The 14,537-nt window shown below is 57.2% G+C and carries 12 protein-coding genes; 6 read left to right on the top strand and 6 right to left on the bottom strand.

Going from position 1 to position 14,537, the window contains the following annotated elements; translation table 11 throughout:
• Nucleotide 1: 1 nt before the first annotated feature.
• From PQU94_RS18205 to PQU94_RS18200, 4 genes are all read left to right on the top strand, one after another.
• Entirely contained in the window at nt 2-1,792 is a 1,791-nt protein-coding gene (locus PQU94_RS18205) for a sulfotransferase (RefSeq protein ID WP_368407070.1), read from the top strand.
• 53 nt (nt 1,793-1,845) lie between these two features.
• Complete coding sequence (locus PQU94_RS08830) at nt 1,846-2,328, top strand: RHS repeat-associated core domain-containing protein (RefSeq protein WP_272741095.1); 483 nt, start codon at nt 1,846-1,848, stop codon at nt 2,326-2,328.
• A gap of 635 nt (nt 2,329-2,963) precedes the next feature.
• Complete coding sequence (locus tag PQU94_RS08825) at nt 2,964-3,404, top strand: hypothetical protein (protein WP_272741094.1); 441 nt, start codon at nt 2,964-2,966, stop codon at nt 3,402-3,404.
• A gap of 656 nt (nt 3,405-4,060) precedes the next feature.
• Entirely contained in the window at nt 4,061-4,399 is a 339-nt protein-coding gene (locus PQU94_RS18200; protein ID WP_368407069.1) for a helix-turn-helix transcriptional regulator, read from the top strand.
• Between the two features lie 843 nt (nt 4,400-5,242).
• Here the strand turns inward: PQU94_RS18200 and PQU94_RS08815 are convergent.
• The 3 genes from PQU94_RS08815 to PQU94_RS08805 form a co-directional block, all read right to left on the bottom strand.
• Nucleotides 5,243-6,151, bottom strand: coding sequence for a DUF5694 domain-containing protein (locus PQU94_RS08815; RefSeq protein WP_272741093.1), 909 nt, complete (start codon nt 6,149-6,151; stop codon nt 5,243-5,245).
• Nucleotides 6,152-6,360: 209 nt separating this feature from the next.
• Entirely contained in the window at nt 6,361-7,845 is a 1,485-nt protein-coding gene (locus PQU94_RS08810) for a carotenoid oxygenase family protein (RefSeq protein ID WP_272741092.1), read from the bottom strand.
• A gap of 17 nt (nt 7,846-7,862) precedes the next feature.
• The gene (locus PQU94_RS08805; protein WP_272741091.1) at nt 7,863-8,303 is read right to left on the bottom strand and encodes a DUF2141 domain-containing protein; all 441 of its coding nucleotides are present in this window, start codon (nt 8,301-8,303) and stop codon (nt 7,863-7,865) included.
• 421 nt (nt 8,304-8,724) lie between these two features.
• Here PQU94_RS08805 and PQU94_RS08800 point away from each other — a divergent pair, with 421 nt between their 5' ends.
• On the top strand, nt 8,725-9,504 hold the full coding sequence (locus PQU94_RS08800; protein ID WP_272741090.1) for a LytTR family DNA-binding domain-containing protein: 780 nt from the start codon (nt 8,725-8,727) through the stop codon (nt 9,502-9,504).
• Between the two features lie 196 nt (nt 9,505-9,700).
• Here PQU94_RS08800 and PQU94_RS08795 read toward each other — a convergent pair whose 3' ends face one another.
• Both PQU94_RS08795 and PQU94_RS08790 read right to left on the bottom strand, forming a co-directional pair.
• Nucleotides 9,701-11,353, bottom strand: coding sequence for an alkaline phosphatase family protein (locus PQU94_RS08795; protein WP_272741089.1), 1,653 nt, complete (start codon nt 11,351-11,353; stop codon nt 9,701-9,703).
• Nucleotides 11,354-11,518: 165 nt separating this feature from the next.
• The gene (locus tag PQU94_RS08790) at nt 11,519-12,841 is read right to left on the bottom strand and encodes an ABC1 kinase family protein (protein ID WP_272741088.1); all 1,323 of its coding nucleotides are present in this window, start codon (nt 12,839-12,841) and stop codon (nt 11,519-11,521) included.
• 174 nt (nt 12,842-13,015) lie between these two features.
• Here PQU94_RS08790 and PQU94_RS08785 point away from each other — a divergent pair, with 174 nt between their 5' ends.
• On the top strand, nt 13,016-14,068 hold the full coding sequence (locus PQU94_RS08785; protein ID WP_272741087.1) for a pyridoxine 5'-phosphate synthase: 1,053 nt from the start codon (nt 13,016-13,018) through the stop codon (nt 14,066-14,068).
• 2 nt (nt 14,069-14,070) lie between these two features.
• Here PQU94_RS08785 and PQU94_RS08780 read toward each other — a convergent pair whose 3' ends face one another.
• Nucleotides 14,071-14,526 (bottom strand): DUF3429 domain-containing protein, encoded by a 456-nt coding sequence (locus PQU94_RS08780; RefSeq protein WP_272741086.1) that lies wholly within the window; start codon nt 14,524-14,526, stop codon nt 14,071-14,073.
• Nucleotides 14,527-14,537: the final 11 nt, after the last annotated feature.

Genomic DNA, 14,537 nt, shown 5'->3' with positions numbered 1-14,537 from the left:
GATGCGTCTGTCGCGTCCCTTCTATCAGTTGCCCGTCCTGTTCGATGTGGCGCGTTTGCAGGCCGAGGTCGCCGCCTTGCCGCCGCAGGCCTTTGTGCCGCATCCGGACCGGGTACCGGGCAACAGCGCCGTGCGCCTGATCAGTGCCGAGGGGCAGGAGACTGATGCCGTGCACGGCACGATGCGCCCGACGCCGTGGCTGGAGGCCATGCCCTATCTGAAGCAGGTCCTTGCCGGGTTTGGTGTTGTGTGGAGCCGCTCGCGCCTGATGCGTCTCGATCCCGGTACCGGCGTGCCCGAACACGCCGACATCAACTATCACTGGCACACCCGCGTGCGGCTGCACATACCGGTTTTTACCCGCCCCGAAGTGCGCTTTCACTGCGACGGCGAGGCCGCGCATATGGGCGCAGGCGAGGCGTGGATTTTCGACAACTGGCGGCGGCACCACGTGGAAAATCGTGCGGACCACCCGCGCATCCATCTGGTGGCCGACACGACCGGAACGGCGGCCTTCTGGCAATTTGCCACGGCCGCAACACCGCCGCGCGATCAGTGGCCGCGCGTTGCCTTCGACCCGCAGGCGCAGATGCCGTTGCTGACCGAAACCAATGAGCGCGCGGCCGTCATGCCCGCCGCCGAGGTGCAGGGGCTGGTTGAGGATTTACGCGGCGAGCTGGTGGCCACAACGACGCAGACGCAAGGCGAGGCCTTCCATACCCTGCTGGAAAACTTTGTATTCGACTGGCGGCAACTGTGCGCCCTGCACGGCACGTCGGGCGAGGGGCTTGACGCCTTCCGGCATCTGGCGACGGCGGTTCAGGTCAGGGCGGGTGAGTTGTCCGAGGGACTGGTCATGCGCACCAATGGGGCCAGCGCCCGGCTGGTGCTCGAAAAGCGCGTCCTGCAACACCTGGTGGCCGAACCGCAGCCACGCGCCCCGGCTGGGGTGCGGTCAAAGGCTAAGGGGCCGCTGGACCGCCCCGTCTTTATCATTGCCGCGCCGCGATCGGGCAGCACCCTGCTCTATGAGACGCTGGCCGCGACGCCCGGCTTCAACAGCTTTGGCGGCGAAGCCCACTGGCTGATCGAGGATCACGCGGACTTACGTCCCGGCGCGCCGGGGATGGATTCCAACCGGCTGGGGGCGGCCGAGGCGACGCCTGACCTGATCGCGGCCATCCGGGAAATAGCCTCTAACCGGCGGCGGGGTCCGCAAGGGACATCCCCTTCTGAGGGCGCGCCGCTGCTGGAGAAGACGCCCAAAAACGCTTTGCGTATCCCCTTCCTGAAACGGGTCTTCCCCGATGCGCGCTTCATCTTCCTGTGGCGCGATCCGCGCGAGAACGTCAGCTCGATCATGGAGGCGTGGAAGGCCGGGGGCTGGGTCACCTATCGCACCCTTCCGGGCTGGGAGGGGCCGTGGTCGCTGCTTCTGCCCCCCGGCTGGCAGATGATGAGCGGGGCCCCGCTGGAGACGGTCGCCGCCTGGCAGTGGCGCAGCGCCAACCAGATCGCGCTCGATGATCTTCAGTCCCTGCCGGATGAAGATTGGACCGCGGTCGCCTACCACGATTTTCTCGCCGATCCGGCGGGCGTCACGCGCCGCCTGTGCGACTTTGCCGGCGTGTCATTTGATGCGGCACTTCAGGCCCGCACGGCTGCCCCCCTGCCGCTGTCGCGCCATACCCATACGGCGCCTGCGGCCGACAAGTGGCTGCGTAATCGCGAATCCATAGAGCGCGTGCTGCCGGGCCTTGAAGCCCTCTGGTACCGGCTGGCGAATCTATAGGGCTCAGGCGAACCTGAGCCGGCTCCAATATGACCAATGATGGGGCGCATCAGATGACGTACGACCTCTACAACCGCATGCTGACCCTCACGGGTAATGGCCAGAACCTTCAGATGACCTATGACCCGGAAGGTCGTCTGGCGAGCTACACTGTCAATGGCGCGACGACCACCTTCCTTTATGATGGCGTGAAGCTGATTGCAGAGTATAACGGCGCAGGGCAGATGCAGAAGCGCTATCTGCACGGCATCGGGACCGACGATCCCTGGGCCGAGGTCAATGGCTCTGATGTCACATCGTTGAACACGAGCTACCTTTACGCCAACTACCAGGGCTCTATCTTCGCCCTGGCCAATGGCAGCGGTGCAGTCACGGACGTCTACAAGTACGGTCCCTATGGTGAGCCGAAGAATGCACTGAACCAGACCAGCTTCGCAGGGAGCCGTTTCCGCTACACAGGTCAGACGGTGCTACCGGAGGCGCAACTCTACTACTACAAAGCCCGCGTCTACGACCCCATCCAGGGACGCTTTTAACAAACTGACCCGGTAGGTGGCGATGATGATTTAGATCTTTATACATATGTTGGCGGAGATCCAGTTAATAAAAGTGATCCAAGTGGGCTCTATACTTGTACAGACTCCGGATCCAAAAAATGTGAAGATCTTGAAAAGGATCTATCTACACTGCGCGCAGCTCTTCAAGGCGACGGATTAACAAAAAAGCAGAGAGGTTACATAGAACAGGTTGTTAATGCCTATGGTGCAGCAGGTGTCAAAAATGGAGTTTCGGTCAAATTTGCTGATTTAGGACGTGGTACTCAAGGGCTGACTTCAGACGTAGTGAATGGAAACGTCACTGTAACATTTAAAAACAGCCTCTACGGAAGGACAAAGGGTCAGGGACCCCTGAGAGGCACCTTCTCTTCTAGAGGAGCTGTTGTCATTCACGAGGGTTACCATTTGTATCGGAGGCTAGCGTATGGTAATCTAATCTGTGATGGTGGTAGGCCTTACAAATCGTCAGTGTACCAGGATGAACTTGCCGCTTACACCGCGCAAAAGAGTTTTCTTGAAAAGAATGTCCCTGATACCGCAGCGTCTTTGAATGTAGAGGAGGGGGCTGAAAAAAGCGCGGCATCTGTTTGCAAAATTAATCAGAAAGATGAGGCATGTTGGTGATGAAAAAAGCATGGCTGTTATCTATACCTATTGTAGTCTTGGTCCTGTGTGGACTAGGTGTTATTGCACCAAAGGATGTGAGGTTCGCAAATAGGACGTTTGATTACTATCCAGGATTTGTAGATATTGAAGGTGTTGTTAATGTTTTCGGACAAAAAGTTTTTCTCAATAGCAAAGCATGTGACGCAGGATTTGAGATAATCCCTACAAAAAATGATGTTATCGCTTATAACAACATCAAAGCGCTCGCACGGGAATATAATGAAAGAAATTTGGTTTTGTACGCTCAAGCAGAATACAAGTACGTTGTGAAGGGTGGGGATAGAAAGCTAGGAATTGTAAAATTGAAAAAGTCATTTTTTATATCCCCAGAACAGGCTCATAACTATGCTGTTTCCGATAAGTGTTTCGCTGATCTACAGTTCGGATAGCTTCCTTACTACGTGATTACCATGTTTTTGGATCTCTTTATTAGCATCGTTTGATGCGCCTTCTCCCTAGAAGGGGATTAGATGTAAAGTTGAAGTGCTTTTGTGCAAATCGGGATTCCTTCATATTCAGCTGGATCAAGAGCGCACGGGATATGCTGATCGAGCACCCGTTATATCTACGGATGTAGCTATCACGACGTTGCCCCTTGGAATTGATCCTGCTTAGAGTTCGTTCTCGCAGATTGTGACCTGGTGGGACGGATGGCTCTCCAGTGTTGTGATCTTCGACAGTCAAAGTGTGGCGCTCAGATGCCGTGAGCGGGAGCAGTCCATCCCATCAGGTCACTGATAGGCTGACGATGTAGACGCACCGTTAAGGAAGTCGTTGATTTGCCTGTGCTGGCGCCATTATTGAATGTGTGTCTAACCTTTTATATTCTTTTGTTATTGCCAAAACCTCCGCGCCTACCAATTTTTCTCAAAAAATATTGTCTTTCTGTCTTTTTTGGCCGTTGAAGTGAGTTGGACACTTGGGTTAGACACTTTTCGTCTGATAATGGTATGTGTGTCGACTTTCTTCATAGCCACTTTCGCCACGCTTTTCTGGTTCACGTCAGCGGTGTAAAGAGCCGCTTACTTGATGGCGGAGCCACGGTATGTTGTACCCTGCCGCAAAGTCTCCGCTGGCCTCTACACATTGCTATGCTTCCAGGCATGATGCGTTGACTACTCTTCAAGAACGGGAGGCAGCAATGGCTGTTACCGCGAAACATGAAAACGCTGCATTGCAAACACCGTCACCGATGAGAATCGTCCGATTGCCCGAGGTGAAGGCGCTCACGGGCCTTAGTCGCCCTACAGTTTATGAGCGTATAAGGGACGGAGAGTTTCCTAGGCCGGTTGGACTCGGTGGACGCACTGTCGGATGGGTCGAAGGGGAGGTGACGGCTTGGATCCAGGGGCGGATAGCGATCGCCCGGGGCCACGATTCCTAACGGTTTCCGATGGGAGCTCATTGGGGGGCTTGGGAGCCAGATTGGGGTAGGGGCCTGTCATTTCAAACCGGCCCTCACTCCGCGCATGCGGGACTGTATTTCCCGGAGTCGATTTGGCCGCCATGACGGCATTTCCGTGACCGTGTCCATGCCATAGTCGGTCCTCAGCATCGCGACGGGTTTCACATGCTCTCCAACTGATCTGCCCTGTCTCCGCGGGTGGTTCGCCCGTCGGATAGGACGGAACCTGTTTCAGCTAGTTGGTCGTATTGCCCTCATTCGAACCAATTGGTTTGGCTGTGTTGAGCACGGGATAACGTCAATGTAACCGAATCTCGGCCGACCAAAGGCTTTTTAACCGAATTTTTCCGCTAATATAATACCGCCACTGTGGGTGACTAAGACGTTAAAAAAATGAAAATAAATAAGGTACTTGGCGCGGGTTCGATTCCCTGCGCTGTCCCCATTTCTGCAAAAATTTGGGGGGTCTATTTTGGGGTTTCCAAGAATTGTTACAATTGAGTTTGTGTTTATTTTCAATGACGTAAAAAAAACTCTTCGTTCCGGCTTCAGCACCATTTCACCCTCCGGGAGTGTATGTCGCGTTGAAAAAAGTCCCATAAAATTGATAGTTTAGGGCCTCAGTGAGGTCCGCCGAAGTCCGACCCGTTCCGCCCGCATCCGGGCGTATTGGGGGTCTTTTTGGGGGTCTCGCACCGAACCTCAAAAGCGAGTCGCATGCATAGGCGTAGCCATAGAAGTTCATACCCCGTGTATCAAAACACAGCATTTTCGAACTTTTCAGGCCGCCATAAAACACGGGTTGGGCTTACGCTTGCGTTTTCAATGAAATTTGGACTGTTTATCCAGATAGGATGTTACGTCTGTTACGACTACGTCGTGCATGAGTGATATGTACCTCTCAAGGTAAGGTTTGTGTGAAGCGCCGACAATCATTATCACCCGAGCGCCTGGGTGATTTCCAAAACTGGCCCGAATGTTAGCCGCCATTCGGAGGTTTCGGGTTTCCCACCACGCAACATACTGTCGTCCAAGTAGATCATCTGAGCGCTGGCGCAGTGCGCCGCGCCATTCACCATTAATCACGCCCTCCTGGCCGTCGGTGCTGTTGAGAAACGAGTAAAGGGAGAGCAAATCTTGTGCTGAGTGGAGAGAGGCAATTCGTCGTCTATATTCAGCACTATAGGCATCGGGTTGCTTCCATAGGCTCTGGATCGCTGATGTCAGTTCATCGGGAGCTGAATTCAGGATGCTGTCAGCCGTATGATCATCTGAGGGGTGCAAGCGCTCTAGTCCTAGTCGGGCGGCCAGTGGCACCGCTATCTGCGAGACCTCGTTCTGATCTTCCAGAAGACGGTTCAAAAACGCAACCATCTCGTCGCTAATGAAGCGATCGCTAACCCGTTCAGCCTTGGGAAGTCTTGCCCATTGAACAAGAGCGGATCCATAGTCACCTGCAGCACCGAACACCGCAGCCAGGTGCCGACGGTCGGAACCTGTGGGCAAATCGGGCCAGGATTTCAGCAACCGCTCTGCTTCTTCTTCAGCGTCGGGAACGTTCAAACCTGTAGTAAGCGAAGTAAGCTTTATAATGGCTTCTTGCCGAACGCAGTAGTCCGTCGAAACGCCATCGTATTTAAGTTTATAAAATTTTACGCGTAGACAGTCTTCGCCAGTAAGAACTTCCGTGGCCACGATGTTGGGCGAGTAAACGGCGAGTCCATTCAGCAAAGGGGATAACATCTCCCCTTCTATTTTCGAAGGTATCTGATGGAGGTGTGGGGTTCCCAACACCATGACCTCCGTCAAAGGGCCGGCTACATCCCCTGGTAGGGATCGCCAAGCATCGGCGGGAAGTTGGGCTTCACTGGGCGTGGCTATCATCCACGCAAACGCACAAAGGGAAGCACAGAAGGGGTTCTGCCTTTTCATTGGAGCTCTCAGATAGATGTCGGAATAAACTGGCCGTGCAGGCCCAAGGGCGCGGCGACCGGCAACCATGCGCACGCCGCTGGGCCATTGGAAATGTTGGCTGCATCAAAAAGGCTTAGGCAAGTGCGCCGCGTCGGCCAGTGAAGCGCCGTTCCCAGCAACCAGCCATCGCCCTCCCGTGTTGAGCCAGACCTCGGAATAAAGACGTGTTCTTCCACGAGGTAGTCGCTACCATACCCGTATCTGTCAACGGCCCCCGTTGTGAGATCGACTCGCCGAACCGCATCAAACCAATGCGAAATTGCGTTGGATCGTTCGGCAGTAAAGACAAATCTGTACTGTCGGCTAGAGACGCGCGGATCAATCCTTGGAAACTCGGCCTCACCAGGTATTGACGCGCTCTCAAAGCGCCCATTTGCATGCAGACTGAAACGCGTAGTCGTGCCTATGTCCCAAGGGTTTACGATCCTGCGGCCCCGCATCACATCTCGAAAGGACTGTAAAGCGCGGGCATCAGGTAAGAGGTTAATGTCAAAATGAAGGATGCCGTCGCGGCCTTCCCATGCGTTGCCGCCATGAAACCAAAAACCGCTAGGCAGTTCAGACCGGCGTACGACGTTTAGCGTTTCCCGGTCGACGATTAGAACCTGCATAGCCTTATCTGGGCGATGGCGGATCGAACCGAAATAGCTTTCCCCGTCGGCCGTCAAATCGGAAGAAGGAAGAACAATTACCATCGATTTTTCTGTTAGGAAGAAATCGTGGACCATCCCGACGGGGTCAATTTCGATCACCTTAAAGGCTTCTAGTCGGGCTGACGCGGTTAATCTGTAAAGCGCCATTCGGTTTCCAAAGACGCCAAAATTCCATATCCGACCGTCGGCACCGTGACGGGGATGGGCTGAAAAGGGGGCGCCGGCAAGTTCCGGAGATAGCGAAACGACGCCCTGCGTCTCGAGGGTTTCAGGATCAAGAGCGTAAGGGCTTCCCGCCTCCCAAAGTGCCCAAAGCTCCCTGCCTGCAGCTAGCAAATTAATATTGGCCGCGTTGACGCTATCGGGTGACTTGACGACTCCCGGTCCGCCCGTAAGTGTCCCTGCGGTATCGTAAAGAAGTCTACCGGCTGCTGTTTCTTCCTTGTATTTTTGCGTGCGGACAAATCGGGCGTTGTACCTGATTTTCCCATCCTTAATCGCATACCGATGCACCATGCCATCGCTGTCAAAAAAATGGTGATACCGCTGTCCACCCAATTCATGTCGTGCAGGGCCATTGCGGTAGAATACCCCGGAAAGCGACGCCGGCCATTTCCCTTCCGTTTCTAGAAACCGATATGGGCGATCATCTGTCGCGCTGACAAAGCCAGCCAGCCAAGGTGCATTGGCATAGGCTTGCTTGAACTGTGTCAGTGTATCGTCGGGTGTTTGCCCATATAAAGGGGTGCCGCTGGCAAGTACTGCACCTGTAGCGGCCAAGAATTCTCTGCGTCTCATGGCGCGAACCTCCAGATTTAGTAAGCAATAGTAACGGAGGTATTTGCAACTTTTCCAGCAACGACAGTGAATTTCATTTGACTAAATTTTGGCGGCCCAAAGCTCCCACGAGCATTGTTCGAGAAGCCATAGCCTTCGGAGGGAATGCCCAAGAGGTTTTTATCCATTGTGCCGTTTTCATTTTCGTCATGGAATAACATGATGCAGTAGTCGCCTGGCGGAAGGTCTTTGAAATGAAGCTCGGTCTCCGGCGCCACCGCGGCTACTTTCGCACCTGAAAAGGCTTCTGCAACGCCCCTGTCGGGGTTCGCCTTTAATAACTGTGCGGAAATCTGCCCCTTCGAAGACCTGACATTCTTTACGCTCACAATAAGATCATCGGCAGCAGCTGTCGTGGCGGCGCTGAGACAACAGCCAGAGCAGAGTATAGCGGCTGCAAATTTGGAAAAGAGGCGCATCGGTTACAAACTTTCTTTTCTTGAAAATGCCAAAGTGGCGTTGGGTCCTTCATGGGAGCCTCGGGGTGTCGCCCAGCAGGTTGCGTCAATGAGAGGGTGCGAAGAGGCGAACAAATTATGCGCAAGGGGATTTCTGCGTCTGGAGGCGTCTGTGCTTTCGCCGTTTTCCGCGTGCGTTGATTAGCCAGCAGTCGCCCATTGCCATTTTCTCCATCCAGTGTTGAGACGTTTGCATCGCCAGGCAAACTGTGAGAAACGACGATTATACGAAGTGCGAAAATGACAAATTTTATCGTGTTACATCAATTTCTTATTCGCAAATTTCCGCACAAAATTCGCGAATGGGCCTTAGGTACGGTTCACGATGCGTGAGCGGGTAGTTAGCAAAGAAACTCGACCTCTGGGCAGCCTTAGGAACTGGATGGCGGCACCGGTAATGAAAGTGCTTTTGGTCGCAATCGGCGCGGGACTGCTCTTCGGCCTCATCGGGCCTTTCGGGACTTTCGGCAATCTCCCCCTGATTTCACGCATTGGGTATTGGGTCGTGCTTATGGGGGGAGGCGCACTCTTCTTCCCTGTCACTTATGAGGTTCTAAAGCGTAGGCTTCCGTTGTCTAATTCGTGGTGTCTGATGGTAACTACCGTTAGCTTGATCGGGACAATTCCGATGATGGGGCTTGTGTGGCTCGTGACGCGGATATTTTACGGAGAGGGTCTTCCTTTTAGTTTCACACTTTATGGATTCACCGCCCTGATAGCTCTGCCCACGGTGATCATACACCATTTCATGCATCAGTTTGGAAGCCGGCAAGGTCAACCCGATGTGGCGGTTGGACAATTGGCGACGGATCAACTTTCGGGAGAGGCAAGTCGTCGTAACGTGTTGCTCGAGCGACTTTCGGGGGTACGCGCTTCTGAAATCCTCTGCATGCAAGTCGAAGACCACTATGTCCGTGTCTATACGTCTGCCGGGTCGCAAATGGTCCTGATGCGGTTCTCAGATGCCGTTGCTGCGATGCAGGGCGTCGATGGCGTTCGGGTGCATAGGTCTTGGTGGGTTGCACGAATGGCCGTCACTAAAATTCATAAAAAAGGACGCAAGCTAGAAATTGAACTCTCAAACGCGCTGTTAGTTCCGGTATCCCGAGAGGGGAAAAAAGCGTCTCTGGCCGCGCGGCTTTGGAATGCAAATCAGGGATAAGGTTTGCGAACTTTCACGCACCATTGTTGATCCTTGACATAACCGTTACATCATCAACCGCCATAGGCAAGTCTAAACTGGATTAATTCCAAGGGGCAACGTCGGGTCTATTTTGGGGTCTGATTGAATTGTTACAGACCGATTGCTGAATAATTTCAATCGCAAATCCGATTTGTGCGGCGTTGGCTCCATCAGGCTATTTCACAGGCGTCAGGCGGTTGGCGTCGATGAACTGACGCGCGACGCCCGGTCCCTGATAATAGGCCCCCAGCCACGACCCGCCGCCGCCATTGAAGTATTCGACGCGCAGGCGGTGCTTGCCGGGCGTCAGGTCGGCCGAGCCATTGGCGCTGACGACGCCGTGGTCGCCGTCATTATCGACGACCGTGCGCCCGTCGATATAGAGCTTACTACCGTCGTCGGACGCCAGAATGAAGCCATAGCTGCCTGCCGTTACGATGTCGAGATCGCCTTCAAATACCACGGCGACATTGTCCGTCTGCGGCAGGGTGAGGCCGTCGAGACTGAACTCATAGGCATGGCCGCTGGCGATGGGACTCAGGCGGTTAAAGTCCGGCAGACGCGCCGTCCCTTCGGGCAGGGCGTAGGCGTGCCAGGTGACGCCCTTGGGGGCGGCGGGTGTGTCCTGCACAAGACGGAAATAGCCGGTCGTCGGCACGCTGGCCGGTTTGCCGTCCACGAACAGGGCGGCGCGCACGATGGTCGATCGGGTAATGGCCACCGGTTTCGAATAGAGTGTCGAGGTGGCCGTCGGCGTGCTGTTGTCGAGCGTGTAGCGCACCTCGCCCGCCGGGTTCGGATTGCGGATAGTCAGGGTCGCGCCCTTGTTGACGAACAGGCCGCCGGAGGGCGAATTGCCCGCATTGACCGGCTCGATAACCGGCATGGCGTAGAAGCTGCTGGTGCGATAGACCTGATCCGGCGCGGGTTCGCCTTCCAGCGCCAGAGCCACCGGACGCCCCAGCCACGCATAGGGGATTTTCACGCCCAGCAGTCTGGCCACAGTGGCGGGCGTGTCGAAGGTGTTGATCGGCTGATCCACATCGCGGCCGGCGCGGATGCCGTGGCCATAGGCAATCCACGGGATTTCCAGCTCCGCCAGACTCTCGCCGCCATGCCCTTTGCCGACGCCACCGTGGTCTGAGGTGACGAGGATGGTCGTGTCCTTGTCGATCCCGGCGTCAACGGTCGCCTGACGGATGAGGCCGATCAGGCGGTCGGCCTTTTCGACGGCCTGATAATATTGCGGCGTGCCGTGCCCGTCGGCGTGTCCGACATGATCGACATGATCGAGGTGGATGAACAGGAGGTTCGGTTTCTTGCGGCGGATATAGTCAGCCGCCAGACTGGCCGTTTCGTCTTCGGTTTTCGGGTTCACGTCGTAATCGACGAAGCGATGGTCATAGAGATTGCCAAAGCCGTCCCACTGATAGATGGACCCGACCTCCCACTCCGGGTGCTGATCGGTGACGATCTGAAACAGCGACGGGAAGAAGCCGCCCGAACCGGTGACCGAGGTCGGGAAGTTGAAATCCCCAACCTGCCAGTCGTTCTTGGTCACACCGTGCTGCTCCGGGCCGGCGCCATTGAGGATAGAGGCCCAGTTGGCGGCGCTGGTCGTCGGCAGGACGCCGCGCGCGTGCAGGCTGGAGCTTCCCGTCTTCATCATCTCGTGCATGACTGGCGTCCTGGCGGTGCGCACGCCGTCCGTGCTCATGCCATCGACGCCGATGATGATGACGTGGCGGGACGGCTCGGCGAAGGCAGGCGTCGCCAGAGCCACCAGAGCTGTGGCGGCAAGGGTAAGAGATCGCAGATTGTGTAACATCGGGGACTCCGGTCCTGAGACAAACCGCGCGCCCTTCCGGCGCGCTCATGAGTCCAATCCTAGAGCCGATGTGTGACAGTCATGCGAAACGGTCAAAAAATGTGAGAAAATGTGAGATAATTTCTTTAATTTGACCGAATTTGCAAAAAGCAGGCGGGCACGCCTTCAAACTATCGCTTGCGCCACGAGGCCGCGCAGCGGGATGACGGCGCGGGTTCGCACCCCCAAAAGCGCCATGCCGCTGATCTTTCGCTGCACGAACAGGGTGTCGGCGGGCGGGCTTTGCCAGGTCGTCTGATCCATGGCGATTTCGTGTGCCTTTTCGCGGATCAGCGGCACGAAGTGACGGTCGGCGAAATCGAGCCTGGGCTGGCGCAGATGGCGGATCATGATATCCAGCATGGCGTTCAGCCGCACGCGGTGCGTGGTCAGTACGGCGTCATTGACCGCCCCGATATCGCTGAGTGCCACGATCAGCCCTTCGCGATCTTCGTTGAGGCCCGCCTGCATCAGGGCGCGATAGGCCTCAACCGTGGCCTCAGGAACGGCGCGCGTCGCCCCGAAATCGAGCAGCACGACCTGCCCCGTTAGCGGCCGCCATTTGAAATTGGCGAAGTTGGGATCGGTCTGCATCAGCCGCAGGTCAAACAGCTCGCGCAGAGCCAGACCAAACAGCGTCTCCATCACCTGATTGCGCGTGGCGGCAGGGGCCTGCGTCAGCGTCTCAATCGGCTCGCCCTCGACGAAATCCATCGGCAGGATGTTGGGGCGCAGAAGGGCCGCATGGGCGCGCGGCACGACAAAGGTCGGGTTGTCAGAGAGCGCCTCGGCATAGCGTTCCATTTGGGCGGCTTCGCGTAAGTAATCAGCTTCCTCATGAAGCTGCACACGCGCCGTCTCGATCAGGTCGGGCAGGTCCTTCACCTTCTGCGCCACGCCCAGCAGCTTCAGGAGCCCGGCGATGTTGGCGACGTCGGAATCTATGGTCTTCGTCACGTTCGGGAACTGCACCTTGATGGCCAGAACCTCACCGGTTTTCAGTTGCGCCCGATGCACCTGCCCGATGGAGGCGGCGGCAAAGGGGGTCAGCTCAAAGCGCACAAAGTGCTGGCGCCAGTCGTCGCCCCAGGCACCCCGCAGGACGCGCTCGAGGTGGTCACGCGGCATGATGTGAGCCTCTTGTTGCAGACGGCTCAAGGCCTGTGTGAAGGCCGCAGGCAGGATGTCGCCGCTGTCCATCGACAGGATCTGTCCTACCTTCATGGCCGCGCCGCGCATTCGCGCGAGTTGCTCGGCCATACGCAGGCCGTTGGTTTCATCGAACAACAGGCGGGTGAGATCGGGTGTCTGGCCCCGCGACATCTGCCTGGCGCTCTCCTTGACCATGTGACTCAGCCCGGAGGCCGCAAGACCGCCCAGCGCAAACAGGCGCGAGGCAGGCCCGGCCGGCATGGCGGAGGGTTTCAGGATCGGCGGTTTTGGGGACATATGGGGCACCGGGTTCAGGCTTGGTACGTTACAGACTCGGGTATGGATGCGTAAGGCATCTGAGAAGACCTGTCCGGCCCTGCGACATTTTGGCCGTCATCGGGCGTCCGTACCCAGACGTAAACCACACGAGTCATCACAGGCGTGCCGCCGGTATGATGCGAGGAGGTTACGATGTTGGGACACAGGCCCGGCCCCCGACTGGCCGTCAGTCTTGAAAGTGCGGCGCTCCTGCCGGGGCTCGGCATCGGCGAAACCGTAGACCTGTCGCGACTGGCCGAACGCGTGGTCGAAGGCGGGGCCGACGGCGTGATGATCCACCTGACCTCTGACCATGGTCTGATAGAAGACGCCGACCTCGAACGGGTGGCGGCAGTGTGTCGGGCGCATCAAAGTGCGTTCAATCTGCGCATAACGACGGCCCACGACCATGTGGAGCGCGCCCGCCGCCTGAAGGCTGACCGCGTTTATCTGGGGCGCGAAGCGCGTGTTGCCCAATGGACCGGCACCAGCCTGTTCCTCAAATCGCACATCGGCCATATCCAGAAGGTGCAGAAGGCGCTCAAAGACACCGAGATCGCCCTCTTTGTCACGCTGGACCCGACGCTCGAAGCCGCCGAGCAGGCATTGAAGTATGGTCTGTTTGCCATCGAACTGGATATGACGCACCTCTCGGCCTGTCTGCACAGCGGCGATATCGACCGCGCCTTCGATGCCCTGTCTCAGGTGCTGAGCCTTGGCCGTTATCTCAACCGTCACGGCGTTGAGGTGCATCTGGGGGGCGGTTTGCGCCCGGCCGACCTGCCTGTTCTGGCGCGGGCACGCGGCTTTCGTCAGATCAATATCGGGCGGCGGTTCCTGCCCGAAGCCCTGTGCGACGGGCTTTCGCCCGCGGTAAACCGTCTGCATCAGCATATGGTGCAGGCGGGTACGGGGCCGGATGCGCTGGCCGAGCGACGCAGGCGCTTTCGTGCGCAGGTGGACGCTTTAGGGGAGACACGGCTGAGGCCGTTACTGCGCGTCTTTTGCGACATGGAGTTGTCGCGTTTGGAGGACCCGCAGCTCTATGCCGCCGAACGCCTGCTGACCCTGCCGCCCGCCTATCTGGACCATCTGGTGTTCGACGCCGCCCTGCCGGCCAGCTTTGCCGGTATCGCACTCCTCAAACATCTGCGCGCGTCGTGGCTGGCAAACCGGTCGGCTACGCCCGTACGCCGGGCGGGCTAAAGTCAGGCCAACAGCGCGACCACGATGAGGCAGGCAACGACGAGGCTGGTGATGACCACCCGCAGGCGTAAGAATTTACCCGACAGCCAGCCCCGACGGCTGAGTGCCGTATCGACGGCCAGAAGGCTCAGGAAAACGGCCACCTCTATGCCGAGCGCGGCCCTTGCGTGACCGGTCAGGGCCAGAAGGGGACCGCACCAGGCAAGGAGGCACAGGAGATTGCTTAGGATCAGAAGCCAGAGCGCCTGAGCGCGTCCGCCCAGCACAAGCCCCCAGTGCAGGCCGCACAGAAAGGACGCGATGACCGCCCCATAGGTGACGGCTATCCCGGTGCCGTCGAGGCCCAGCACATGCCTTTGAAGCACCGCCATCAGCGCGGCAGCCCCAAAGGGCAGGCCGCCCGACAGGGTCAGGGCCATGATCCAGCCCGACTCTTTTTTCGATAGAATGTCGTCCATCCTGACCTCCG

The organism is Asticcacaulis currens (genome assembly GCF_028550395.1).
Classification (GTDB): Bacteria; Pseudomonadota; Alphaproteobacteria; order Caulobacterales; family Caulobacteraceae; genus Asticcacaulis; species Asticcacaulis currens.
The sequence above is the reverse complement of the archived record's forward strand: the minus strand, read 5'-3'. Positions and strand labels throughout refer to the sequence as shown.